Below are 23,349 nucleotides of genomic sequence, written 5' to 3'. Positions count from 1 at the left end.
TCTATTGCGAGCATTTCGTGGCGTCGGCCGGAGATCCCTTGGCGCACTCGTCCTGGATCTCCTGCAGCGTCGTCTGCCCATGCGTCTTGGCCAGCGTCTGCAGCTCTTCCGCAGTCGCCGTGCCCTCGGCCTGGGCGGCTGCGCCGACAGTGGGACTTGCCGCCGTGGCCTTGGCGGCGAGCGCCTTCTTGGCCGCATCCAGTTCTTCCGGCGTCATCAGCTTCCCGGGCTGCGGCTTCCCCGAATCGTTGATGTTTGGGTAGGCGCCCTTGCGCTGCAGTTCCGGATCGGCTGAAAAGTCGAGCGTCCGCGTCACGGTCGAGCAACCTGCGACCAGCGACACAGCCAAGGCGAGACCGAGAAGAGCGAGCGAGCGGCATCGCAACGTTCCGAACTCAGACATCTGCTTCGCGAGTCTCCTTGGTCAAGGTAAGCATCTCGTAAACGTGCCTGCCATATGCCATGAGACGCGAAGCTATTACACTCGTCGCGTCGGGGAAAGCCGGGCGCCGCTCGACCTGGTGAAAAGGATGGGGAGGCACGATGCCAACGGACGCTGAGGGCAAGGACGGCGGCAGCTCGATCCCCTTCCTGGTGAAGGATCCGGAACTCCTGGCGCGCAACATCGCCCTGATCATAGAGGGAGCGAACCGTGCAGCGCGCGCTTTCCTGAAACCCCGCGAGGAGGGCGCGGTTTCGACGGATCTCGCGGACGAGATCGCCCTGATCGTACGAACGCTGGCAAAGGTCGTGGACTACTGGCGATCCGAGCCGGCGCGCAGCATTGAGGCGCAATCGAAGCTCTTCGGCCGTTATTTCGCGCTCTGGACGGCGATGATGCAGCGCATGTCGGGCATGAGCGTCCGGCCTGTCGCCGAGCCCGAAGCTCGCGACAAGCGCTTCCGCGATCCGCAATGGACCGACAGCCTCTATTTCGACTTCTTCAAGCAGCTCTACCTGATTACGGTGCAGTGGGCCGAGGAGATGGTCGACAAGGCCGATGGCCTCGATCCGCATACCCAACTCCAGGCGCGCTTCTATGTGCGCCAGATCGCGAATGCGATCTCCCCCTCGAATTTCCCCTTCACCAATCCGGAGGTGCTGCGCGACACGGTCGATTCGAGCGCTGAGAACCTGGTTCGGGGCGTGAACATGCTGGCGGACGACATCACGGCGGGCGACGGCGAACTCAAGATCCGCCAGTCCGATCTCTCCGCCTTCGAGGTCGGCCGCAATCTCGGCCTCACGCCCGGCAAGGTCGTGCATCGAAACGATGTGCGGGAATTGATCCAGTACAAGCCGACGACGGAAACCGTTCTGAAGCGGCCGCTGCTGATCGTGCCGCCCTGGATCAACAAATTCTACATTCTCGACCTCTCGCCCGGGAAGTCGTTCATCGAATGGGCCGTCGCGCAGGGACACACGGTGTTCGTCGTTTCCTGGGCCAACCCGGATGAGCGCCAGGCCACCAAGTCCTTTGAAGACTATATGCGCGAGGGAATTCTCGAATCCCTCGATGTGATCGGCAAGATCACCAAGGAGGAAGAGGTCAACGCCATCGGCTATTGCGTCGGCGGCACGCTGCTCTCCTTCACCATGGCCTATATGGCGGCCGTCTCCGACATGCGGATCGCCTCCGCAACCTTGTTCGCGACCCAGGTCGACTTCACCTTCGCCGGCGATCTGAAGGTCTTCATCGACGAGAGCCAGCTCGAAGCGCTGGAAAAGAAGATGAGCGTGCGCGGCTACCTCGAAGGCAGCAACATGGCCGCATCGTTCAATATGCTTCGCTCGAACGAGATGATCTGGTCCTATGTCGTGAACAATTACTTCCGGGGCAAGGAGCCGATCCCCTTCGATCTGCTCTACTGGAACTCCGACGCCACGCGAATGCCGGCAGCCAACCACTCGTATTATCTGCGCAATTGCTATCTCGACAACAAGCTCGCCCAAGGCCAGCTTTCGGTCGGCGACATCCCATTGTCGCTCGGTGACATCGAGATTCCGATCTACAATCTGGCCACGAAGGAAGACCATATCGCGCCGCCGCGCTCGGTCTTCTACGGTTCCGGCTTCTTTGGCGGCGACGTGACCTTCGTGCTGGGCGGCTCCGGCCACATTGCCGGTGTCGTCAACTCGCCGGCCAAGAAGAAGTACCAGTACTGGACGGGAGCCCCGCCCAGCGGCGATGGATATGAGAGCTGGCTGAACAAGGCGGATGAGCATCCCGGCTCCTGGTGGCCGCATTGGCAGAGCTGGATCGAGGCCAGGGACGATCGTCGGGTCAAGGCGCGCGTGCCGGGCGGGCGGCGCGTCAAGACGATCGAGGATGCGCCGGGCAGCTACGTCAAGGTCATGTCTTGAGTGCCAAGCTTCGGATCGCGCTCATTTGCGAACAGCGGGTTCCCGTCGAGCGCTACGGCGGCACGGAACGCATCGTCGAATGGATGGCGCGCGGCCTGCTGCGGCGCGGCCACAGCGTGACGCTGATTGCACCGGCCGGAAGCAACATCCCCGGAACGCGCCTCGTCACGGCCGGCGCCGCCGCAGAGGCTGCCAGCCGCCTGCCGGTCGATATCGACATCGTCCACGCCCATGGCTGGACCAACGCCGCCTTCGCCAAGCCGACGCTCTGGACGCTGCATGGCAACGCGCCGGGGTTCGGATTCGAGGGGAACTGGAACTTCATCTCGCGCGACCACGCTTCGAGACATGGTCGCAAGACCTTCGTTTATAACGGAATTCCGCCCGACGAGATCTATTTTCAGCCTGAAAAGAGCGATCGGCACCTGTTCCTGTCGCGCGTCAATCGCGCCGGCAAGAACGTGACTCGTGCCATCGAGCTTTCCCGCCGTTTCGACGTCGGTCTCGACATAGCCGGCGGCGCGCGCTGGGAATTGCTGACCCGCAGCGTTGTCCGCAAGGAAGGCGCCTTCCGCCGCTCCTTCTCGCCAAAGATCCGCTTTCACGGCATGGTCGGTGGCTGGGACAAGGCGCGGCTGCTGGCGGAAGCTCGGTCGCTGCTTTTCCCGATCCGCTGGGACGAGCCGTTCGGTCTTGTCGCGGTCGAGGCGCTGCTCGCTGGAACGCCCGTCATTGCTAGTCCGCGCGGAGCGATTCCGGAGATCGTCGCGCCGGATGTCGGATTTCTGTGCGAGTCGGATGCTGAATTCGCGGCGGCCTTCGAAGGCGTCCCGTCCATCGATGCCAGGTTCTGCCGCGACTATGCGGCGACGCTTTTCTCGGCGGATGCGATGGTTGCCGGCTATGTCGAACTCTATCGCCGGATTCTCGACGGCGAGACGCTCGACTGATACCGGACCGCGACGAGAGCGCCGCGGCCCGGCCATCGCATCGCGTCAGCCGAGCGCCTGCTGCAGATCGGCGATGATATCTTCCTTGTCCTCGATGCCGACCGAAAGACGGACGACGTCGGGACCGGCACCGGCCGCCACCTTCTGCTCGTCGGAGAGCTGGCGGTGCGTCGTCGAGGCGGGATGGATGATCAGCGATCGCGTGTCGCCGATATTGGCGAGGTGCGAGAATAGCTTGACCGAGGAGACAAGCTTGACGCCGGCCTCATAGCCGCCCGCCAAGCCGAAGGTCAGCACCGCGCCGGCGCCCTTGGGCGAATAGTGCTTCCCGAGATTATAGTAGCGATCGCCCGGCAGGCCGGCATAGCTGACCCAGGCGACGGCCGGATGATCGGCCAGGAATTCAGCCACGGCGCGGGCATTGTCCGAGTGCTTCTGCATGCGCAGCGGCAGCGTCTCGATGCCGGTCTGGATCAGGAACGCGTTGAAGGGCGAAATCGCCGGGCCGAGATCGCGGAGGCCCAGGACGCGGGCCGCGATCGCGAAGGCGAAATTGCCGAAGGTCTCGCCGATGACAATGCCGCCATATTCGGGACGCGGCTGCGACAGCTTCGGATAGCGCCCCTCGCGCAGCCAGTTGAACCGGCCGCCATCGACGAGAATGCCGCCGATCGAATTGCCATGGCCGCCGAGGAATTTGGTGAGCGAATGAATGACGATATCCGCCCCATGCTCGATCGGACGGATCAGATAGGGCGTCGCCAGCGTATTGTCGACGATCAGCGGAACGCCGGCACGCTTAGCGATCGAGGCTATCGCGGCGATGTCCGTGACGATGCCGCCGGGATTGGCGATCGACTCGATGAAGATTGCCTTGGTCTTCGGTGTAATAGCCCGCTCGAACGAGGCGATGTCGTCCGTATCGGCCCAGACGACGTTCCAGCCGAAGCTCTTGAAGGAATGATTGAACTGGTTGATCGAACCGCCATAGAGCTTGTTGCCGGCAACAAATTCGTCACCCGGCTCCAGCAGCGTGTGGAACACGAGAAGCTGGGCCGCATGGCCTGAGGCTACCGCGAGCGCCGCCGTGCCGCCTTCGAGCGCGGCGACCCGCTCCTCGAGCACGGCCTGGGTCGGATTGCCGATCCGCGTATAGATGTTGCCGAAGGCCTGCAGGCCGAATAGCGACGCCGCGTGGTCGACATCCTCGAAGACGAACGATGTCGTCTGGTAGATCGGTGTCGCTCGCGCTCCGGTCGTCGGATCGGGCTGCGCCCCGGCATGGATCGCCAGCGTCGAAAACCCCGGAAGCCTGTCTTCAGCCATGTCGTTCCTCCCTCATAGATCGTAGCTTGACTACCGATATAGCGAGCCGAGCGCGGCGGCAAAGAAAGCCATACCGTCAGGCATCACTTCTTGAGGACGAAATTCCACGAGGGGCCATCTACAGACGCTTGCCGTTCAGGCGCCCAGCAGACGAGGCCGCTCGATCGCCGGACAGCGGTTCATGACGACCTGGATGCCGGCCGCCTCAAGTTTGGCGGCCGCCTCGTCATTGCGGATGCCAAGCTGCAGCCAGACCACTTTCGGCAGCGTCGGGAGAGCGAGCACCTCATCGGCAAGCGCGGCGATGGCATCCGAGTTGCGGAACACGTCGACCATGTCGATCGGCACCGGCACATCGGCGAGCCGCGCATAGACGAGCCGGCCCAGCAGCGATTGCCCGGCAAGTCCCGGATGCACCGGATAGGTCTCGTAGCCGGCCCGTATCAGATAGCCGAGAACCCCATGGCTCGGCCGAGATGCGTTGGCACTGGCGCCAACCATCGCAATCGTGCGGGTGCCGGCGAGGATCTCACGGAGATAGGCGTCGTCATAATGGTCGTGGTCCACCATGCTCATACGCCCGGCACGACGATCGCGGTCACGGCCCAGTGACCATCCGTCTTCGCGTAGCAGACCGAGACGGCCTGGAAGGCCAGCGAAGAATCATTGGCGCCATAGGCGATCTTGCCCGACGGAAGCACGACCGAATACCAGTCCTCATCCGTCTGTTCGGCCGGCGTCACCTCGACCGAGCCTTCGAGGAAGGGAACGATCGTCCCTGCCGGCAGCGTCGCGACGACAGGGGCCGAGAGGTTCGGTTTCTCGCGAAAATCCGTCTTATCGGAGAGGATCCACAGATTGCCCGGCGGCACATCCGCGGCCGCCGCGATATCGAGCGCCTTCTGCCGGTCGAACGCCGCCTCGGCCGGAGAGCAGAGAGCGCCATCGGCCGTCTTGGACTTGCCGATGGATTTCGGCTCGAGCGCCATGCCGAAGACATCGACGATGAGGCTGTCCAGATCCTCGCGGCTGTAATCCGTATCCGACGACGTGGTCTTCGCGGCCGCCTCGTCGAGGCGCTGTTCGCCGAGATGCTTGTCGGGGTTGGCGAGTGCCGCAGGCGGCGCCTCATCCGGAAAACCGATGAGCGGCGCGTAGATCTTCAGATCCTGCGCGACGGAGGCCTTCAGCGTCGCGACGTCGCCGCTGTCGACCGCCTTCTGCAGCGTTTCGATGAACGTCTTCAGCTCGGGATCGTCGGAACCCGTCGTGTCGTAGGTGACAGTGAGAGGTTCATAAGGCTTCGGCGCGGCAATCGCGGCGGTCGCGCCGAGAACAAACAGCGGCGCCAAAGCAAGGGCATAGGTTCGAATCATGATTCGCGCTCAGGTGGGGGAAGCTGGAGACGGCCTTGGCCATCGAGGGTAACAAAGGGATTATGGGCCACCTCCCAGAGATGCCCGTCAGGATCGCAGAAATAGCCCGAATATCCGCCCCAGAACACCTTGGACGCAGGCTTCACGATGCGCGCTCCCGCCCGCTCCGCATGAGCAAGCGCCGCGTCGACCTCCGCATCACTCTCGACATTGTGAGCGAGGGTGACAGCGCGGAAACCATCCCCGGCCGGCGCCACTGTCGCGTCGTCCGCGAGATGATCGCGATCGAAGAGGGCCAGAACCACGCCGCCCAAATCAATGAACACGATCGAATCGCGGCTTGCCGAAGACGGGTGCCAGCCGAGCGCCTCGTAGAACGCTCTCGATTTCGCAACATTCGACACACCGAGCGTGACGATATTGAGGCGGGGCGCAAGTCCGTGTTCGGCCATCAAAGACCTCCGTGCTGAGGGCGGCGCAGCATAGCCGATCGGCCCGCGCGGTACAGGCCGTTCACGGCGCCGGATCGACGTGAGCAGCCCAACCAATTCGCCGCCGAATACGGTATCATTATACCGCTTTCTCTAAGTCATTGTTTTTACGAGAATTCCCAATCACCGACGTGCTATTAACAACTTGACGGATCCATGACGGACAGCTAGAAGCCCCTCCAAAGCCCAGAATGAGTTTTCCGGGCGATGACGCCCCTCACCTTCCGCCCTTCTGGGGCAACGGAAACGAGTTTCGATATGAGCACCATTTCCACCAAGCCGGCGGATGTCGAGAAGAAGTGGATTCTGATCGACGCCGAAGGTCTTGTCGTTGGACGGCTCGCCACCATCGTGGCCAATCGTCTGCGCGGCAAGCACAAGGCCAGCTTCACGCCGCATGTCGATGATGGCGACAACATCATCATCATCAATGCGGAAAAGGCGGTCTTCACCGGCCGCAAATACACCGACAAGAAGTACTACTGGCACACCGGCTATATCGGCGGCATCAAGGAGCGCACCCCGCGCCAGATCATCGAGGGCCGCTTCCCGGAGCGCGTCATCGAGAAGGCCGTCGAGCGCATGCTCCCCGAAGGTCCGCTCGGCCGTCGCCAGTTCTCGAACCTGCGCGTCTATGGCGGCCCGCAGCATCCGCATGAAGCCCAGCAGCCGGAAGTCCTCGACGTCGCCGCGCTGAACCCGAAGAACAAGAGGATTGCCTGAACATGGCTGAGCTCCAGTCCCTCCAGGACCTCGTCTCGATATCGTCGGAGAACGCCGCGCCAGTGCACGTCCAGAAGCTGGATGCGCAGGGCCGCGCCTATGCCACCGGCAAGCGCAAGAACGCCATCGCCCGCGTCTGGATCAAGCCGGGCTCCGGCAAGATCGTCGTGAATGATCGGGAGTTCTCGGTCTATTTCGCGCGCCCCGTCCTGCAGATGCTTGTTCGCCAGGCGATCGGCGTCGCCAATCGCACGGGCCAGTACGACATCCACGCGACGGTCGCCGGTGGCGGTCTTTCGGGCCAGGCCGGCGCGCTGCGCCACGGCATCTCGAAGGCTCTGACCTATTACGAGCCGGAACTGCGCGGCGTCCTCAAGAAGGGCGGCTTCCTGACCCGCGACAGCCGCGTGGTCGAGCGCAAGAAGTACGGCCGCGCCAAGGCCCGCCGCAGCTTCCAGTTCTCGAAGCGCTGATCGCGCGTCGCAACGACGCTGTTTCGAAAGGGCGCTTCGGGAAACCGGGCGCCCTTTTCTTTTGTCCCGTCACAACCACTTGATGATCCGCATGCGAGGATCGCCCGATAGCGGGCGAGATCCGCATCCTATGGAGATGAACATGGTAGCGAAGGTCTTCATCGACGGCGAAGCCGGTACCACCGGGCTGCAGATCCGCCAGCGCCTTGAAGGCCGCCGCGACATCGAGCTGCTATCGATCGATCCCGACCGGCGGAAGGATCCGGCGGCACGGGCCGAGATCATCAACAGTGCCGACGCCGTCATCCTCTGCCTGCCGGACGATGCCGCGCGCGAGGCCGTCTCGCTGGTCACCAATCCGGCCGTGAAGATCATCGATGCATCGACGGCGCACCGGGTCGCTGACGGCTGGGCCTATGGCTTCGCCGAACTCGACAAGGGCCAGCGGGACGCAATTGCTAAGTCGACGCGGATCGCCAATCCGGGCTGCTATGCCACCGGCGCCATCGCCCTCCTCCGCCCGCTGGTCGGCGCCGGGCTCGTTCCCGCCGATTGGCCGATCTTCGTCAATGGCATCTCCGGCTATTCGGGCGGGGGTAAGAGCCTGATCGCCGAGTTCGAGCGGCCGGCGCCCGAGGGAACGAGCGACGCGTTCCGCCCCTATGGCCTGACGATGGCACACAAGCACCTGCCCGAGATCCGCGAATATGCCGGCCTCGCCGAGGCTCCGCTGTTCACGCCGTCGGTCGGCCGCTTCGCACAGGGCATGATCATCGAGGTGCCGCTGCATCTTCATCGCCTGCCGGGCAAGCCGGGCGTCGTCGACCTCGAGCATGCCTATGCCGCGCACTATGACGGCGAGGCCTTCATTGAGGTGCTGTCGCCGCGCGACGCCGCCGTGCTGAAGGAGGCTCGTGCCGGCGCGGCCGGCTATCAGGAGCTGATCGATCCGGAAAGCCTCAACGGCACCAACCGGCTGCGCATCCTGGTCGTCGGCAACGAGCGGAACGGCCAGGCGGTGGCCATGGCAGTGCTCGACAATCTGGGCAAGGGCGCTTCAGGCGCCGCAGTGCAGAACCTCAATCTGGCGCTCGGTGTCGACGAGGCCGCCGGCCTCTGACGAGCCGCTCCCTGGCGGGTCTCCAATCCTTGACTTGCGCGGCGTCGGATCGGGTCTACTCTCGGTTCACCCCGCGCGGACGGGGATTGAAGAACGAGAGGGAGCGAAACATGCCAGAGGCGGTCCTGCTTCACCCGGCCATCGATCACGGCATCAAGGCCGGTTCCGATAATTTCAGTGGCGGCACGCTCGTCTGCCACTGCCTCGACAAGCCGGTGAAGGTGAAGATCGAGGGCCAGGTCGTCCATAACCACGCCTGCGGCTGCACCAAATGCTGGAAGCCGACCGGTGCCGTATTCTCGGTCGTTGCCGTGGCGCCGACGCCCAAGGTGACGGTGACCGACAACGGCGACAAGCTCGCCATCGTCGACCCGTCCGCCCTCATCCTGCGCCATGCGTGCAAGGTCTGCGGCGTGCATATGCACGGCCCCGTCGAGCGCGACCATGCCTTCAAGGGCCTCACCTTCGTCCACACCGAACTATCTCGGGAATCCGGCTGGCAGGCACCGCAATTCGCGGCCTTCGTCTCGTCGGTGATCGAGGGCGGCGTGAACCCGAGCCGGATGGGCGGCATACGCGGCCGCATCCGCGAACTCGGCCTCGAACCCTATGACTGCCTCTCCCCACCCCTCATGGACGCGCTTTCGACCTTCGCGGCCAAGAAGTCGGGCGTGCTGAAGGACTGATCAGCGGATCCAGTTCTCGACCTTGAGGCCAGGCACGCGAGAGAATTCGCGGATGTTGTCGGTGACAAGCATGAAGTCACCGGCAAGGCATTGAGCCGCAATCAGCAGATCGTTCGGGCCGATCAATTGGCCCGAACGCTCAAGATCGGCACGCAACCGACCGTAAATCTCATCCGCCGGTGCCTCGAAAGGCAAAATCCGGATCAAATCGAGCACGCCGCCGACAATCTGCGCGAGCCGTGCCGAGCCAGACTTTGCGAGCCCGAAGTGAATCTCGGCGACGACGATAATGCTGGTGAACAGCGTTTCGCCTCGACGTTCGAGGACCCGGCTGGCGGCGCTTCCGAAGGGATGGCGCGCAATGTCTGAAATGACATTGGTATCGAGCAGAAGCGCCATCAGAATTCGACGGGTGTGTGCGGCAGTTCGTCGATCTCTGGAAATGGCTCGTCCAGCGGCGGTTGAGTTCGAAGCCATTCAATCATGTCGGCGAGCGACGCATGGTCCCTCGCCGGCTCGATAACGATACGATCGCCATCCTTGGTCATGATGGCGTCCTCACCGGGCAGTTCGAACTCACGCGGAATCCGGACGGCCTGATTTCGGCCATTGCGGAACAGTTTGACCTGACGCTTCTCGGACATGAAAATTCTCCGGCATATGCCAAAGCATAGGCCAGCCATTTCCGAACAACAAGAATATCCTACGCCACCTGCCCCGCCGACCAGCCCGATGCCCAGGCCCATTGGAAATTGTAGCCGCCGAGCCAGCCGGTGACATCGACGACTTCGCCGACGAAAAAGAGGCCGGGTACCGACTTCGCTTCCATCGTCTTCGAATCGAGTGCCTTGGTATCGACACCGCCGAGCGTGACTTCGGCGGTCCGGTATCCCTCCGAGCCCGCCGGGCGAACCTCCCAGCGATTGACGTCCATTTCCACGGCGCGCAGCACCTTGTCGGAAAGGTCGGCAAGATGGCGGTCGGCGCCATGCGTCTCGGCGATGAGCTGCGCGAGGCGGCGCGGGAGATAATCGGCGAGGACCGTGACGAGGCTCTGCCGGCTGCGCTGCGTACGAGCGGTTCGCAGCACCTCGAAGAAATCGATGCCAGGAGCCATGGCGATCTCGATCGTCTCCCCCTGCTTCCAATAGGAAGAGATCTGCAGGATCGCCGGGCCGCTGAGGCCGCGATGGGTGATGAGCATCGCCTCGTCGAACCGCGTCTTGCCGCATCGCACCGACGCATCGACCGCGACGCCGGCGAGCGGCAGCAGTCGCGCGAGGAGATCCGGCGTCAGTGTCAGCGGCACCAATCCGGGCCGGGTCGGCACGATCGGGACGCCGAAGCGCTGCGCGATGTCGTAGCCGAAGCCCGTTGCCCCCATCTTCGGGATCGATAGACCGCCGGTCGCGACCACCAGCGATCGGCAGGCGAGCGCTCCGCCCGGCGTCGTGACGCGGAAGCCGTCGGCCGTCCGCTCGACATTCGAAACCTCGGTCGCAAGGCGTAGCTCCGCGCCAGCAGCCTGCATCTCGGCAAGCAGCATGTCGACGATCTGGCGCGCCGAGCCATCACAGAAGAGCTGGCCGAGTGTCTTCTCGTGCCAGGCGATGCCGTGGCGGCCAACCAGCGCGATGAAATCCTTCGGCTGATAGCGGCTGAGCGCCGAGATGCCGAAATGCGGATTGCCGGAGAGAAAGTTCTTCGGCGAGGTGTTCAGATTGGTGAAATTGCAGCGCCCGCCCCCGGAGATGCGGATCTTTTCGCCCGCCGCCTTGGCATGGTCGAGGACGAGCACGGAGCGGCCGCGCTTCCCCGCTTCGATCGCGCACATCATGCCGGCGGCGCCGGCGCCGATCACGATGACGTCGAAGGCCGGATCGCTCATGCCGATCCGCCGAGGACAGCGGCGATCTCCGCATCGCTCAAAGAGCGGAACGCGCCGGCCGGAAGATCAGCGGGGAGGTCCAAGCCGCCGATCCGGTCGCGATGCAACGTCGTGACGTGATTGCCGAGCGCAGCGAACATGCGGCGCACCTGATGATAGCGGCCTTCATGCAGCACGACGCGGACTTCAGTTGTGGAGATCGTTTCCATCTCAACCGGCAAGAGCGGCTTTTCCTCGCCCTCCAGCATCAGCGTGCCCGCAGCAAGCCGCTCTGCTTCGTCGCCGTTCATCGGGCGGTCCAGCCAGACATGGTAACGCTTGGGGACATGGCGTTTCGGCGAGATGATGCGATGGAGCAATCCGCCGTCATCGGTCATCAGCAGGAGGCCGGATGTCTCCTTGTCGAGCCGGCCAACGGTCGATATCACCGGATCGCGCCGCCGCCAGCGCTCCGGCAGCAGCGAATAGACGAGCTGACCGGTTTCCTTGTGCGAGCAGGTGACGCCGAGCGGCTTGTGCAGCATCAGGACCATCAGTCCCGGCGGGGGATCGAGCGGCTCGCCGGAAACGCTCATGCGGCTGGTGAGGTCGGCCTTGATGTAGAGCCGTTGCGACGGATCGTCCTCGACCTCGCCATCGAGAATGACGCGACCACCCTCGATGAGGCTCTGCACCTCTTTTCGCGAGCCATAGCCGAGATTGGCGAGCAGCCGGTCGAGGCGCATCGTCGGAACGGATGGGCTCATCGCTGAGCCTCGTAGATCTTGTAGCCCTGCTCGCTGACGACCAGCCGCACGCGGGCAAAGAGCCGCTCCAACGGCGCCTCATAGGGCAGATGCCGGTTCGCCGTGAGATGGAGCATGCCGCCCTTGCGAAGGCTTTGCGCGGCCCGCTCGATGAAGAGCTGCCCGAGCGCGCGATCTTCCGTGCCGCCATCATGGAAGGGCGGGTTCATGACGACGAAATCGAGCCCGGATGGCGCTGTGTCGGGCTTGCGCAGGTCGGCCCAGAGAAAGCGCGCCCTAGGATCGGCGACGTTGCGGCGGGCGCAGTCGATCGCCCGGCGATCGACATCGATCAGCGTCAGTTCGCTGACCTCCGTCGATGCGAGGACGGCATGGGCGAGGACACCGATGCCGGAGCCGAAATCGGCCCCTCGGCCCGAAAGCGGCCTGAGATGGGCCAGAAGCAGCGCGCTGCCGGGATCGACACGGTCGAAGGCGAAGACGCCCGGCTGCGACCAGAGTCCGAGATCCTCAATGAGGCGGGGCGCGCCCGCGGCGACCGCCTCGTCGATGCCGTCAAGAGCTTCCGGCCGGACGGCGCGGCAGATGCGATGGTGCCGCTTCGACAGTTCGGCCACCGCAAGCCCGAAACCGGCCAATTCGCCGGCAAGCCTCGCGCCGCCCTTGTCCTTCGGGGCCAGCACCACCAGTTCCCCGCCGACCCGCAGGGCGCGAAGCGCCAAGGCAAGGTCGTGCCGGCGGTCGATCGTGCCGGGCGGGGCGAGCATTGTCAGCGAGGCGAGCGCGCCTTGGCGCTCCGCCAGCCGCTCGGCGCCGGGGATGAGGGGAGAAAACTGGATCGCGCCGGCAGGGATGTCGGCGAGATCGGGCGGCGGCGTCCCATAGACGCCATGGAGGTCTGAGTTGGCCATGTCGCCTCGTTCCTAATGCGGTCGGCGCGCTGGCGAAAGGGCGGACCGCTGATAGTCTCGCCACGACAGGAGAATCAGAAAGCCGCGATGCGCCCCGAAATCCTCAATCCGCTGTTCCGTCCGGTGACGAGCCTTGCCGGGGTCGGGCCCAAGATCGGCGAGGCGATCGGCCGCCTGCTGGGCGCCGACGAGGACCAGCCGCGCGTCATCGACCTCCTGCTCCACCTGCCGGTCGGGCTGATCGACCGGCGCGACCAGCCGGGCGTCGCGCTGTCGCCGGAGGGAGCGATCGTGACGCTGGAGGTGCGGATCGACCGCCACCAGCCCTCCCCGCCCGGCAACCGCAAGGTTCCCTATCGCGTCTATGCCTCTGACGATACCGGGGAAATCGCGCTCGTCTTCTTCCATGCCGAGCGCAGTTTCCTCGAGCGGACCATGCCGGTCGGCGAAACGCGCTTCGTTTCGGGCCGGGTCGAATGGTTCAATGGCCGCCCGCAAATGGTCCACCCCGACCATGTCGTCGACCGCGAGGCCTTCGAGAAGCTGCCGCGGATCGAGCCGGTCTATCCAATGACGGCGGGCCTCGCCCGCAAGACCCTCGCCCGGGCGATCCAAGGTGGGATCGCCGACTGCCCCGATCTGCCGGAATGGCTGGATCCCGCGCTTTTCGCGCGCGAGAAATGGCAAAGCTTCAAAGATTCGCTCGCCCTCGTCCACGCCCCCGTCACCCCCGCCGATCTCGATCCGGCGGGTCCCTCGATCGCGCGGCTCGCCTATGACGAGTTGCTGGCCAACCAGCTGGCGCTGGCGCTGACGCGGGCCAATCTCCGCCGCAGCGCGGGGCGGACCCGGACCGGCGACGGACAAATGCGGCAGGCCATCAGGCAGGCGCTGCCCTTCAGCCTGACCCTTAGCCAGGAAGCTGCCATTGGCGAAATCGAGCATGATCTGGCCGCGCCGGATCGGATGCTGCGCCTGTTGCAGGGCGATGTCGGCTCGGGCAAGACGCTGGTCGGCCTGATGGCGGCGGCGATCGTCATCGAGAGCGGCGCGCAGGCGGTCCTGATGGCGCCGACCGAACTGCTCGCCCGCCAGCATGCCAAGACGCTACTCCCGCTCGCGGAGGTCGCCGGCATCCGCATGGCCATCCTGACCGGGCGCGAGAAAGGCCGCGAGCGCGAGGCGATCCTGACGGGTCTCGCGGACGGATCGATCGATCTCGCCGTCGGCACCCATGCCGTCTTCCAGGAGGGTGTCGAATTCCGCGATCTCGGCCTTGCCGTCGTCGACGAACAGCACCGCTTTGGCGTCCACCAGCGCCTGGCGCTGGCCGCCAAGGGCGCTGCGGTCGATATGCTGGTGATGACGGCAACGCCGATCCCGCGCACGCTCGTGCTGACCGCCTTCGGCGACATGGATGTCTCGCGCCTGACCGAGAAGCCGGCCGGCCGGAAACCGATCGAGACGCGCACCATTCCCCTCGAACGGCTCGGCGAGGTCGTCGAGCGGATCGGCCGGGCGGTCGCGGGCGGCGCGCGGGCCTATTGGGTGTGCCCGCTGGTCGAGGAATCGGAAGAAGTCGACGCCGCGGCGGCGGCCGAACGCTTCGCCATGCTGCAGCAGGCGCTAGGCCCGGTGGTCGGCCTCGTACACGGCCGCATGAAGGCCGCCGAGAAGGACGAGGCGATGCGCCGCTTCGTCGCCGGCGAGACCCGCATCCTCGTCGCCACCACCGTCATCGAGGTCGGTGTCGACGTTCCAGATGCGACGATCATGGTGATCGAGCATGCGGAACGCTTCGGCCTTGCCCAGCTTCACCAGCTCCGCGGCCGGGTCGGGCGCGGCGCCAAGCCGTCGACCTGCCTGCTGCTCTATCGCGGCCCCCTCGGCCAGGTGGCGCATGACCGGCTCGCCATCCTGCGCGACAGCGAAGACGGCTTCCGCATCGCCGAGGAAGACCTGCGCCTGCGCGGCGAAGGCGAATTGCTCGGCACCCGCCAATCCGGCACGCCCGGCTTCCGCATCGCCAGCCTGGAGCACCACCAGCGCCTCCTGGAAATCGCCCGCGACGACGCCCGCCTTGTCGTCGAAACCGACCCGGGGCTCCAAAGCCCGCGCGGCGAGGCGCTCAGGCTGTTGCTGTATCTATACCGGCGAGACGCGGCGATCAGGCTGCTCAGGGCGGGGTAAGTCCAAAAGGCCACGAAGTCGAAAGCCGAAACTCCGCTTGAACCCTCCCCGCTGAGATGAACAGGCCCACCCAACCGCCTCGCTTCCGTCATCCATTGCCGCTAGGAAGGAACGAGCCGGTCGAGACTGCCGGTACCCGTCGCCGCTTGCCGTTGCCGTCCATGATCGCCCAATCCCTTCTCGACTGGCTGAAACCGAGGGCTCGTGCCCGCGCCCGGTCGAGCGAGCCTTGGTTCCTCATCGTCGCGGCAGTTATCGGGGTGATCGGCGGCGCGGTGGCGGCGGGGATCGGCAGCGTCGCGCAGTTGCTGCATGAATTTCTGTTCGCCATTCCGCCGGAGGCGCGCCTTTCGGCCATTCCGGCGATCGAGCCGGTCTGGCGCTGCGGCTTCCCGCTCGTAGGCGGCATGCTGATGGGCGTGATCCTCTATATCTTCCGCAAGCCACGACCGCCGATCGTCGACCCGATTGAGGCGAACGCGCTGCGCGGCGGGCAGATGTCGCTCGGCGACAGTCTCCGCGTCGGGTTGGAGAACGTCGTCTCCAATGGCTTCGGCGCCTCTGTCGGGCTTGAGGCAGGCTATACGCAGGTCTCCTCCGGCATTGCCTCGACGATCGGCATGCGGCTTGGCCTGCGCCGGACCGATCTTCGCCTTGCCGTCGGCTGCGGTTCGGCGGCGGCGATCGCGGGGGCCTTCGGGGCGCCGCTCGCCGGCGCCTTCTACGGCTTCGAACTCATTATCGGCGTCTATTCCGTCGCCAATGTCGCGCCGGTACTGACCGCGGCGATCTGCGGATTCCTGACGGCGCGGGGCCTCGGGATGGAGCAGCACTTCATCTCGATCCCCGGCGACTTTCATGTCGAGGCGTCCGCCTACGCGCCCTATCTGGCGCTCGGCGTACTGCTCGGTCTCGTCGCCATCGGCATCATGCGGCTGATCAGCCTCGTCGAGCAGGCATTTCAGACCAGCGGCCTGCCACGCTTTGTCCGCCCCGTCATCGGCGGCGCGGCCGTCAGCCTGATGGCGCTGGTGACGCCGCAGGCGATTTCGGGCGGCCACGGTGCGCTCTATCTGAACCTCGCCGAGACGACCTCGCTCAGCGCCCTGGCGCTTGTCATACTAGCCAAGGTCGCGGCAACTTCGACCTCGATCGGCGCGGGCTTTCGCGGCGGCATGTTCTTCGCCTCGCTCTTTCTGGGCGTGCTGTGCGGCAAGTTCTTCGGCATGGTGATGGCGCTGGCATTTCCCGCCCATGCCCTGGACCCGACCGTGACCGCCATCGTCGGCATGAGCGCGCTCAGCGTCGGCGTCATCGGCGGACCGTTGACCATGACGTTCCTGGCGCTGGAGGCGACCGGCGACCTCGCCATTACCGGCATCGTGCTCGCGGCTTCCATTCTTTCGGCGATCACGGTGCGCCAGCTTTTCGGCTATTCCTTCTCGACTTGGCGGCTGCATCTGCGCGGCGAGACCATTCGCGGCGCGCAGGACATCGGCCTGCTCCGCGACCTGACGGTCGGCCGAATGATGCGCACCGATGTTCGCATGGTCTTGTCGACCCTGCGCCTCGACGGCTTCCGCAGCGCCTTTCCGCTCGGCTCGGCCCAGCGGGTGGTCGTGACCGATCCGGTCGGCACCTATGCGGGCATCATCCTGGTCTCCGATGCCCATGCCGCGAACGGCGACGACGAAGCCACGGTTGATGCACTCTGCCGCTATCGCAAAGATTGCCTGACGCCCGAGATGAGCGCCAAGGAAGCCGCCAGAAGTTTCGATGCGGCGGAGAGCGAAGAACTCGCGGTGGTCGACGACCCCACCCACCGTCATGTCATCGGCCTCTTGACGGAAGCCCATCTCCTGCGCCGCTATGCCGAGGAACTCGACAAGGCGCGGCGGGATCTCTCCGGAGAGGTCTGAGCGCCTGTCGCCTCGCCGTCCGGCGCGAGCGCCGGGCTGCCGATCCGCCCATATTGGCGCGGCGAGCATCCCATGGCGCGCCGGAAGGCCGTGCTGAAGGCGCTCTCCGACTCATAGCCCAGCGCGTGAGCGATCGCCGAGACCGGGTCGGCCGAGTGCGTCAGCCTGTCCGCTGCCAGCAGCATCCGCCAGCGCGTTAGATATTCCATGGGCGAGGATCCCACCATCGCCTTGAAGCGGAGCGCGAAGGTCGATCGCGACATGGCGGCTTGCGCCGCCAGTTCCTGCAGCGTCCAGCGATGGGCGGGATCGCCATGCATGGCGCCGATCGCCTGGCCGATCTGCCGATCCGCCAGCGCGAACAGCCAGCCGACGCGGCCGCTGCCGCGGTCGTTGAGGTGGAGCCGCAAGGCTTGGAGCAGCATCATATGGGCGAGATGCTGCACCAGCAGGAAGCTGCCCGGCTTCCCCCCGCGCAATTCCTGCATCGTCTGCTCGATCGACCAGCGCAGCGCCGCCGCCTGGTCCGATTCCTTGCGGATATGCACGATCGGCGGCAGCATACCGAGCAGCATATCGGCATGATCGCCAGATAGCGCGAAGCGGCTGCTGACGGCGAAGAAATCGCCGCCGCCATTGAGCAAGGCGGTCCGGCCATCTCGGCGCACATCCGCGAAAACCGTTTCGGCGGCAACGGGCGGCGTATCGAGATCGCTCGCCAGACGAAACGGCCGCCCGCTCGGCAGCAGGAAGAAATCCCCCGCCTTCACAAGCAGGGCGTCCGCGACGCCCTCGACCTGGACCCAGCACTCTCCCGACACCACGGCGTTGCATTTGATGCCGCCCTGCTGGTCCGGGAACTGGATCGACCAGGGCGAGCCGGCATCGAACGCAGCGGAAAGATAGTTGCGCGGCCTTAGCAGCGACAGCACGTCGGAAAGTGGATCCACAGGCGCATCTCGGACGATCGCGAAGATATGGCGGATGATAGCGCGTGGATCGTCTCGTATCCATTCCCTAGTTTGTGGCGAATGGGCCGCCCCGGGAACGGACGGATCCCACATCATCCAAATGGAGAATAGCGATGCGTGTGTTCGTAACGGGTGCGAGCGGCTGGGTCGGCTCGGCTGTGGTCCAGGAACTTCTGGGCGCGGGACATGATGTGCTCGGGCTCGTGCGGACCGAGGCGGCGGCCCAAAAGCTGGCCGCGATCGGCGCCGAGGCTCGGCTGGGGTCACTTGAGGATATCGACAGCCTGCGCCGCGGCGCCGGGGAGGCGGAAGGCGTGATCCACACCGCCTTCAACCACGACTTCTCGAAATTCGCCGAGAATTGCGAGCTCGACCGGCGCGCGATCGAGGCGCTCGGGGCCGAACTCGCCGGGACGGATCGGCCGCTGCTGGTGACGTCCGGTCTGGCCCTCCTGGCACAGGGCCGCCTGGCTACGGAAGCGGATGCGGCCGTTCCGCCCTCGGCCCGGTATGCCCGGGCATCCGAGGCCACGGCGATCGCCCTCGCGAACCAGGGCGTGCGGGCTGCCACCGTTCGCCTGCCCCCTTCGGTGCATGGACATGGCGACCAAGGTTTCGTCCCGATTCTCATCCGCCTCGCCCGCGAAAAGGGAGTCTCGGCCTATATCGGCGAGGGCGAAAACCACTGGCCAGCCGTGCACCGCCTGGATGCCGCCGCCGTCTTCCGCCGCGCCATCGAGCGCGGCGCCAAAGAAGGCCCCTATCACGCGATCGCGGAGGAAGGCGTTCCGTTCCGCGACATCGCGGCGCTGATCGGCCGTCGGTTGAACCTTCCGGTCGTCTCGAAGTCACTGGAAGAGGTGGCCGGGCATTTCGGCTGGTTTGCCAATTTCGCGGCCATGGATGTCCGAGCGTCGAGCCGGCTTACGCGCGAGAAGCTCGGCTGGGCGCCGACGCAGCCGGGACTTCTCACCGACCTCGATCATCCGAGCTATTTCAGCGTCTGAGGGAGCGCACCGCGCGGCCCTTACACCGTCGCCGCGCTTGGTGGCGGCGATCCGTTCGGGATCGCCGCGCCCGGCTTCGGAATCGGCGGATATTCCGGCGAAACGAGGCCGGCGGAGAGGATGAGCTTGGCACCGTCCTCGACGCTCATGTCCAGATCGATCAGTTCGCTGCTCCGGACGAACAGCATGAAGCCGGCGGTCGGCGCCGGGGTCGGCGGCAGGAAGACCGTCACCCATTCCTCGTCGCCCTCCGCCAGCCGCTGGCGAATCTCGCCCTTGGTCTCGGTGGCGACGAAGACGAGGCACCAAAGACCCGGCCGGGGGAATTCGAGCAGCGCCGTCCTGTGGAACGACTTGCCCTTGCTGGAAAGGACGGTCTCGAACAATTGCTTCAGCGCGCCATAGAGATTGCGCACCAGCGGCGTGCGTCCGACGAGTTGCTCGCTGAGGCCGACCAGCGTCCTGCCGACGAAATTCGCCGTCAGGAACCCGAGCAGCGTCAGCCCGACAACGGCGACCAGCACGCCGAATCCGGGCACAGAAAAGGGCAGATAGGAATCCGGGGTATATTCTCGCGGGATGACGGGCTTCACCCATCCGTCGATCCACTTGATCAGCGCCCATGTGAGATAGATCGTGATAGAAATCGGCGCCGCGATGACGAGACCGGTCAGGAAATAGTTCCTTAGGCGCTTGGCAAACCGAACGCGGCGCGATTCGAACACCGGCGGCAGCTGGGAATCGTCGAGACTCATGCCGTCTCCTTCTTCGTCCAGCGACTATGGCACCGCATTATGACGGCGCAAAAAAGGATGACCAGCGCTTGATCCCGAACTTATCGCCCGAATAGGAGGCAGGACGTCAGGTTGCGCCTACTCCACCGTCACCGATTTCGCCAGATTGCGCGGCTGGTCGACATCCGTGCCCATGATCACGGCGGTGTGGTAGGCGAGGAGCTGGACGGGAATCGCGTAGACGAGCGGCGTCACGCTGGACGGCATCTCGGGCAAGACCAAGGTCTCGATCGCGTCGATCGCGGCGGCGTCGCGGCCGGCCTTGTCGGTGATCAGGATGATGCGGCCACCCCGCGCCGCGACCTCCTGCATGTTGGAGACGGTTTTCTCGAACAGGCGGTCATGCGGCGCGATGACGACGACGGGCATCTCCTCGTCGATCAGAGCGATCGGCCCATGCTTCAATTCGCCCGCCGCATAGCCTTCGGCATGGATATAGGAGATTTCCTTCAGCTTCAGCGCCCCTTCGAGCGCGATCGGATAGGACGTGCCGCGGCCGAGATAGAGGCAGTGGCGGACCTTGGAGAGCTCGCGAGCCAGCGCCTCGATCTGCGCGTCGAGCTTCAGAGCCTCGTGCATCAGGCGAGGAACCTCGGAGAAGGCCCGGACAAGGTGAGCCTCTGCGTCGGACGAGAGGACGCCGCGCGCCTTGCCGGCGGCAATCGCGGTGGCGGCGAGGACGGCGAGCTGCGCCGTGAATGCCTTGGTCGAGGCGACACCGATCTCTGGACCGGCGAGCAGCGGCAGCACGACATCGGCCTCACGGGCGATGGTCGATTCGCGCACATTGACGACGGCGGCGATCTTCTGACCTTCTGCCCGGGCGTAGCGAAGCGAGGCCAGCGTGTCGGCGGTCTCGCCCGATTGCGAGATGACCATCGACAGACCACCCGGCGCGAGCGGCTGCTCGCGGTAGCGGAACTCCGAGGCGATATCGATATCCACCGGCAGGCGCGCGATCTGTTCGAACCAGTAGCGTGCGACAGAGCCGGCGTAGTAAGCCGTGCCGCAGGCCGTGATCGACAGGCGGTCGACCTTGGCGAAGTCGATTCCCTCCGGCGCCCTCGCCTCGCCCCTGGCCAAGTCGAGATAATGCGCCAGCGTATGGCCGACAACTTCCGGCTGCTCGTGGATCTCCTTCACCATGAAATGGCGGTGATTGCCCTTGTCGGCGACATAGGTCGCGCCCTGTGAGCGGACGATGGCGCGGGTCACGGCAGCGCCGCTCTCGTCGAAGATCGCGGCACCCGCGCGCGTCAGCACGACATGGTCGCCATCGTCGAGATAGGTGATCTCGTCGGTGAACGGCCCGAGCGCGATCGCATCAGAGCCTAAGAACATCTCGCTCGTCCCGAAGCCGATGGCGAGCGGGCTGCCACGGCGGGCGCCGATGAGAAGATCCTCTTCGCCGTCGAAGACGAAGGCGAGCGCGAAGGCGCCGGTGAGGCGCGGGAGCACGGCGGCCACCGCGGCATGCGGCGAAAGCCCCTCCTCGATCGCCACCGTGACGAGATGCGCCACCACTTCCGTGTCGGTATCGGAAACGAAACGCCGGCCCTTGGCTTCCAATTCGGTGCGCAGCTCGCGGAAATTCTCGATGATGCCGTTATGGACGACGGCGAGCCGCTCGGTCGCATGCGGATGGGCGTTGCGCTCGGTCGGCGCGCCATGGGTGGCCCAGCGCGTATGGCCAATACCAGTGCGGCCGAGCTTCCTCGAGGCCGCAAGCTTCGCCTCGAGATTGCGCAGCTTGCCCTCGGCCCGCAGCCGCTCGATCGACCCGTCCTCCAGTGTGGCGATGCCGGCCGAATCATAACCGCGATATTCGAGCCGCTTCAGCGCATCGACGAGCAAGGGCGCGACGGGCGTCTGGCCAAGAATGCCGATGATACCGCACATGACGATCCGTCCCCGCTGGAAGAATGGCAGCCTAGGCGACGATGCTTAACGATCCGCCGAAAGACACGGAAATCACGTCGCGTTTCGGCCGGTCATGGAGGGTCTCACACCCGCTTCCTCGCTGTTGTCGCCTTGAAGGCGCGGAAACGCTCCGCCCAGCCGGGCTTCTCGACCTGGCGGGCGCGGGCGATCGCGAGGGCATCCGGCGCCACGTCCTCGGTGACGACGCTGCCCGAGGCGACATAGGCGCCGTCGCCGATGGTGACAGGCGCAACCAGCGCGCTGTTCGAGCCAATGAAGGCGCCCTCGCCGATGATCGTCAGCGCCTTGTCGAAGCCGTCATAATTGCAGGTGATCGTGCCGGCGCCGACATTCGCCTCCGCCCCGACCTTGGCATCGCCGATATAGGTCAGGTGGCTGACCTTCGCGCCGGCGCCGATCTCGGCATTCTTGACCTCGACGAAATTGCCGACCTTGGCCTTGGGTCCGAGCGCCGTACCGGGGCGCAGCCGCGCGAAGGGCCCGACCGCCGCGCCGCTCTCGACCCTCGCCCCTTCCAGATGCGAGAAGGCATGGATCACGGCGCCGCTCTCGACGCGGACCCCGGGGCCGAAGACGACATTCGGCTCGATGGTGACATCCGCCTCCAGCACCGTGTCATGCGACAGGAACACCGTATCGGGCGCGACGAGGCTGACGCCGGCCAGCATCGCCGCCTTGCGAGCGCGCGCCTGCCAGATCGCCTCGACGGCGGCGAGTTCGACCCTTGTATTGACCCCTCCAACCTCTTCCGCGTCAGCCTCGATGGCGATGACAGCGAGGCCGCGTTGGTTGGCGATCTCGACGGCGTCGGTCAGGTAAAATTCGCCCTTTGCGTTGGCATTGCCGATCGCGCCCAGCAGGTCGAGCACGCTGGACCCTGCAAACGCCATCAGCCCGGCATTGCAGAAGCGGATCTGGCGTTCCTCTGCCGTAGCGTCCTTCTCCTCGCGGATCGCGACGAGGCGGCCCTCGCTCTCCAACAGGCGGCCATAACCCGCGGGGTCCGACGGGCGGAAGCCAAGCACCACGACGGCCGCGCCCTTCGCCAATTCGGCGCGCAGCCGCGCCAGCGTCTCGGGGCGCACCAGCGGCGTATCGCCATAGAGCACCAGCACGTCGTCGGCCGGCTCGGAGAGCACTGCGCGCGCCGCCAGGACGGCATGGGCCGTGCCGCGCCGCTCCGTCTGCTCGAAGATGGGCGCCCCCGGCGCGCGCTTCGCCAGGAACGCGCGTAGCCCTTCGGCACTCGGCCCGACGACAACGGCGAAGCGCTCGATACCCGCGCATTTCGCCGAGGCCAGCACATGCCCGATCATCGGCAGTCCAGCGACTGGATGCAGGACCTTGGGAAGGCCGGAGCGCATACGCGTCCCCTCCCCGGCGGCTAGCAGGACGGCGAGCGAACTGCGATCGGACATGGCTTGACCCCGCTTTACGATGGCGGGAAGCATTGCGCGATCCGAGCGGTTGCGG

General features: G+C 65.4%; 23 protein-coding genes. 9 read left to right on the top strand and 14 right to left on the bottom strand.

Annotated elements, in window-relative coordinates:
- Position 1: 1 nt before the first annotated feature.
- Entirely contained in the window at positions 2-403 is a 402-nt protein-coding gene (locus tag OSH05_RS13925) for a hypothetical protein (RefSeq protein ID WP_104219953.1), read from the bottom strand.
- A 140-nt stretch (positions 404-543) separates the two neighbouring features.
- Here OSH05_RS13925 and OSH05_RS13920 point away from each other — a divergent pair, with 140 nt between their 5' ends.
- Both OSH05_RS13920 and OSH05_RS13915 read left to right on the top strand, forming a co-directional pair.
- Positions 544-2,364: a PHA/PHB synthase family protein gene (locus tag OSH05_RS13920; protein WP_104219954.1), complete on the top strand. Its 1,821-nt coding sequence runs from the start codon at positions 544-546 to the stop codon at positions 2,362-2,364.
- Positions 2,361-3,314, top strand: coding sequence for a glycosyltransferase (locus OSH05_RS13915; protein WP_266352472.1), 954 nt, complete (start codon positions 2,361-2,363; stop codon positions 3,312-3,314). The genes OSH05_RS13920 and OSH05_RS13915 overlap by 4 nt, the downstream gene beginning before the upstream one ends.
- Positions 3,315-3,359: 45 nt before the next feature.
- On the opposite strand, the gene OSH05_RS13910 is transcribed toward OSH05_RS13915, so the two are convergent.
- The 4 genes from OSH05_RS13910 to OSH05_RS13895 all read right to left on the bottom strand — a co-directional run bounded on the left by OSH05_RS13910 (position 3,360) and on the right by OSH05_RS13895 (position 6,468).
- Positions 3,360-4,640: an O-acetylhomoserine aminocarboxypropyltransferase gene (locus tag OSH05_RS13910; protein WP_104219955.1), complete on the bottom strand. Its 1,281-nt coding sequence runs from the start codon at positions 4,638-4,640 to the stop codon at positions 3,360-3,362.
- Positions 4,641-4,775: 135 nt separating this feature from the next.
- The gene (locus OSH05_RS13905) at positions 4,776-5,207 is read right to left on the bottom strand and encodes a CoA-binding protein (protein ID WP_104220027.1); all 432 of its coding nucleotides are present in this window, start codon (positions 5,205-5,207) and stop codon (positions 4,776-4,778) included.
- 5 nt (positions 5,208-5,212) lie between these two features.
- On the bottom strand, positions 5,213-6,016 hold the full coding sequence (locus OSH05_RS13900) for an SH3 domain-containing protein (RefSeq protein ID WP_104219956.1): 804 nt from the start codon (positions 6,014-6,016) through the stop codon (positions 5,213-5,215).
- Complete coding sequence (locus tag OSH05_RS13895) at positions 6,013-6,468, bottom strand: VOC family protein (RefSeq protein ID WP_104219957.1); 456 nt, start codon at positions 6,466-6,468, stop codon at positions 6,013-6,015. Before OSH05_RS13895 ends, OSH05_RS13900 begins: the two co-directional genes overlap by 4 nt.
- A 297-nt stretch (positions 6,469-6,765) precedes the next feature.
- Here OSH05_RS13895 and rplM point away from each other — a divergent pair, with 297 nt between their 5' ends.
- From rplM to gfa, 4 genes are all read left to right on the top strand, one after another.
- Positions 6,766-7,230 carry a 50S ribosomal protein L13 gene (gene rplM, locus OSH05_RS13890; RefSeq protein ID WP_104219958.1) on the top strand — a complete coding sequence of 155 codons (465 nt, stop codon included), beginning with the start codon at positions 6,766-6,768 and terminating at the stop codon, positions 7,228-7,230.
- A gap of 2 nt (positions 7,231-7,232) precedes the next feature.
- The gene (gene rpsI, locus OSH05_RS13885) at positions 7,233-7,703 is read left to right on the top strand and encodes a 30S ribosomal protein S9 (RefSeq protein ID WP_104219959.1); all 471 of its coding nucleotides are present in this window, start codon (positions 7,233-7,235) and stop codon (positions 7,701-7,703) included.
- A gap of 142 nt (positions 7,704-7,845) precedes the next feature.
- A complete protein-coding gene (gene argC, locus OSH05_RS13880) occupies positions 7,846-8,823 on the top strand; it encodes an N-acetyl-gamma-glutamyl-phosphate reductase (RefSeq protein WP_104220028.1) in 978 nt (325 codons plus the stop codon).
- 110 nt (positions 8,824-8,933) lie between these two features.
- Positions 8,934-9,509 (top strand): S-(hydroxymethyl)glutathione synthase, encoded by a 576-nt coding sequence (gfa, locus tag OSH05_RS13875; RefSeq protein WP_104219960.1) that lies wholly within the window; start codon positions 8,934-8,936, stop codon positions 9,507-9,509.
- On the opposite strand, the gene OSH05_RS13870 is transcribed toward gfa, so the two are convergent.
- Genes OSH05_RS13870 through OSH05_RS13850 form a run of 5 tightly spaced genes read right to left on the bottom strand, consistent with a single transcriptional unit; the run spans position 9,510 to position 13,054 of the window.
- The gene (locus OSH05_RS13870; protein WP_104220029.1) at positions 9,510-9,911 is read right to left on the bottom strand and encodes a type II toxin-antitoxin system VapC family toxin; all 402 of its coding nucleotides are present in this window, start codon (positions 9,909-9,911) and stop codon (positions 9,510-9,512) included. It abuts the gene before it with no gap.
- A complete protein-coding gene (locus OSH05_RS13865; protein WP_104219961.1) occupies positions 9,908-10,153 on the bottom strand; it encodes an antitoxin in 246 nt (81 codons plus the stop codon). The genes OSH05_RS13870 and OSH05_RS13865 overlap by 4 nt, the downstream gene beginning before the upstream one ends.
- A gap of 59 nt (positions 10,154-10,212) precedes the next feature.
- On the bottom strand, positions 10,213-11,397 hold the full coding sequence (locus OSH05_RS13860) for a BaiN/RdsA family NAD(P)/FAD-dependent oxidoreductase (protein WP_104219962.1): 1,185 nt from the start codon (positions 11,395-11,397) through the stop codon (positions 10,213-10,215).
- Complete coding sequence (locus OSH05_RS13855; protein ID WP_104219963.1) at positions 11,394-12,143, bottom strand: pseudouridine synthase; 750 nt, start codon at positions 12,141-12,143, stop codon at positions 11,394-11,396. The genes OSH05_RS13860 and OSH05_RS13855 overlap by 4 nt, the downstream gene beginning before the upstream one ends.
- Complete coding sequence (locus OSH05_RS13850) at positions 12,140-13,054, bottom strand: class I SAM-dependent methyltransferase (protein WP_104219964.1); 915 nt, start codon at positions 13,052-13,054, stop codon at positions 12,140-12,142. The genes OSH05_RS13855 and OSH05_RS13850 overlap by 4 nt, the downstream gene beginning before the upstream one ends.
- Positions 13,055-13,141: 87 nt before the next feature.
- On the opposite strand from OSH05_RS13850, the gene recG reads away from it, so the two are divergent.
- Both recG and OSH05_RS13840 read left to right on the top strand, forming a co-directional pair.
- Entirely contained in the window at positions 13,142-15,244 is a 2,103-nt protein-coding gene (recG, locus tag OSH05_RS13845; RefSeq protein ID WP_104220030.1) for an ATP-dependent DNA helicase RecG, read from the top strand.
- A gap of 161 nt (positions 15,245-15,405) precedes the next feature.
- Complete coding sequence (locus tag OSH05_RS13840; RefSeq protein WP_104220031.1) at positions 15,406-17,163, top strand: chloride channel protein; 1,758 nt, start codon at positions 15,406-15,408, stop codon at positions 17,161-17,163.
- Here OSH05_RS13840 and OSH05_RS13835 read toward each other — a convergent pair.
- Positions 17,112-18,113, bottom strand: coding sequence for an AraC family transcriptional regulator (locus tag OSH05_RS13835; RefSeq protein ID WP_104219965.1), 1,002 nt, complete (start codon positions 18,111-18,113; stop codon positions 17,112-17,114). The two genes, OSH05_RS13840 and OSH05_RS13835, sit on opposite strands and share 52 nt — an antisense overlap.
- A gap of 134 nt (positions 18,114-18,247) precedes the next feature.
- On the opposite strand from OSH05_RS13835, the gene OSH05_RS13830 reads away from it, so the two are divergent.
- A complete protein-coding gene (locus OSH05_RS13830) occupies positions 18,248-19,141 on the top strand; it encodes an SDR family oxidoreductase (RefSeq protein WP_104219966.1) in 894 nt (297 codons plus the stop codon).
- 20 nt (positions 19,142-19,161) lie between these two features.
- Here the strand turns inward: OSH05_RS13830 and OSH05_RS13825 are convergent, their stop codons facing one another.
- From OSH05_RS13825 to glmU, 3 genes are all read right to left on the bottom strand, one after another.
- The gene (locus OSH05_RS13825; protein WP_104219967.1) at positions 19,162-19,896 is read right to left on the bottom strand and encodes a DUF502 domain-containing protein; all 735 of its coding nucleotides are present in this window, start codon (positions 19,894-19,896) and stop codon (positions 19,162-19,164) included.
- Between the two features lie 117 nt (positions 19,897-20,013).
- The gene (glmS, locus tag OSH05_RS13820) at positions 20,014-21,834 is read right to left on the bottom strand and encodes a glutamine--fructose-6-phosphate transaminase (isomerizing) (protein WP_104219968.1); all 1,821 of its coding nucleotides are present in this window, start codon (positions 21,832-21,834) and stop codon (positions 20,014-20,016) included.
- Between the two features lie 104 nt (positions 21,835-21,938).
- Positions 21,939-23,294, bottom strand: a complete 1,356-nt coding sequence (glmU, locus tag OSH05_RS13815; RefSeq protein ID WP_104220032.1) for a bifunctional UDP-N-acetylglucosamine diphosphorylase/glucosamine-1-phosphate N-acetyltransferase GlmU — start codon at positions 23,292-23,294, stop codon at positions 21,939-21,941.
- Positions 23,295-23,349: the final 55 nt, after the last annotated feature.

The organism is Kaistia algarum, assembly GCF_026343945.1.
Lineage (GTDB): Bacteria > Pseudomonadota > Alphaproteobacteria > Rhizobiales > Kaistiaceae > Kaistia > Kaistia algarum.
Note: the sequence above shows the minus strand (reverse complement) of the source record. Positions and strands in the feature narration are given on the sequence as shown.

What these genes read in the sequence shown, in the direction of transcription:
- OSH05_RS13910 (WP_104219955.1), bottom strand. Translation starts at nt 4,640, where the DNA reads ATGGCTGAAGACAGGCTTCCGGGGTTTTCGACGCTGGCGATCCATGCC.
- argC (WP_104220028.1), top strand. Translation starts at nt 7,846, where the DNA reads ATGGTAGCGAAGGTCTTCATCGACGGCGAAGCCGGTACCACCGGGCTG.
- OSH05_RS13825 (WP_104219967.1), bottom strand. Translation starts at nt 19,896, where the DNA reads ATGAGTCTCGACGATTCCCAGCTGCCGCCGGTGTTCGAATCGCGCCGC.
- OSH05_RS13925 (WP_104219953.1), bottom strand. Translation starts at nt 403, where the DNA reads ATGTCTGAGTTCGGAACGTTGCGATGCCGCTCGCTCGCTCTTCTCGGT.
- gfa (WP_104219960.1), top strand. Translation starts at nt 8,934, where the DNA reads ATGCCAGAGGCGGTCCTGCTTCACCCGGCCATCGATCACGGCATCAAG.
- OSH05_RS13855 (WP_104219963.1), bottom strand. Translation starts at nt 12,143, where the DNA reads ATGAGCCCATCCGTTCCGACGATGCGCCTCGACCGGCTGCTCGCCAAT.
- OSH05_RS13830 (WP_104219966.1), top strand. Translation starts at nt 18,248, where the DNA reads ATGCGTGTGTTCGTAACGGGTGCGAGCGGCTGGGTCGGCTCGGCTGTG.
- OSH05_RS13840 (WP_104220031.1), top strand. Translation starts at nt 15,406, where the DNA reads ATGATCGCCCAATCCCTTCTCGACTGGCTGAAACCGAGGGCTCGTGCC.
- OSH05_RS13850 (WP_104219964.1), bottom strand. Translation starts at nt 13,054, where the DNA reads ATGGCCAACTCAGACCTCCATGGCGTCTATGGGACGCCGCCGCCCGAT.
- glmU (WP_104220032.1), bottom strand. Translation starts at nt 23,294, where the DNA reads ATGTCCGATCGCAGTTCGCTCGCCGTCCTGCTAGCCGCCGGGGAGGGG.
- OSH05_RS13920 (WP_104219954.1), top strand. Translation starts at nt 544, where the DNA reads ATGCCAACGGACGCTGAGGGCAAGGACGGCGGCAGCTCGATCCCCTTC.
- OSH05_RS13900 (WP_104219956.1), bottom strand. Translation starts at nt 6,016, where the DNA reads ATGATTCGAACCTATGCCCTTGCTTTGGCGCCGCTGTTTGTTCTCGGC.
- OSH05_RS13895 (WP_104219957.1), bottom strand. Translation starts at nt 6,468, where the DNA reads ATGGCCGAACACGGACTTGCGCCCCGCCTCAATATCGTCACGCTCGGT.
- rpsI (WP_104219959.1), top strand. Translation starts at nt 7,233, where the DNA reads ATGGCTGAGCTCCAGTCCCTCCAGGACCTCGTCTCGATATCGTCGGAG.
- OSH05_RS13865 (WP_104219961.1), bottom strand. Translation starts at nt 10,153, where the DNA reads ATGTCCGAGAAGCGTCAGGTCAAACTGTTCCGCAATGGCCGAAATCAG.
- OSH05_RS13860 (WP_104219962.1), bottom strand. Translation starts at nt 11,397, where the DNA reads ATGAGCGATCCGGCCTTCGACGTCATCGTGATCGGCGCCGGCGCCGCC.
- recG (WP_104220030.1), top strand. Translation starts at nt 13,142, where the DNA reads ATGCGCCCCGAAATCCTCAATCCGCTGTTCCGTCCGGTGACGAGCCTT.
- glmS (WP_104219968.1), bottom strand. Translation starts at nt 21,834, where the DNA reads ATGTGCGGTATCATCGGCATTCTTGGCCAGACGCCCGTCGCGCCCTTG.
- rplM (WP_104219958.1), top strand. Translation starts at nt 6,766, where the DNA reads ATGAGCACCATTTCCACCAAGCCGGCGGATGTCGAGAAGAAGTGGATT.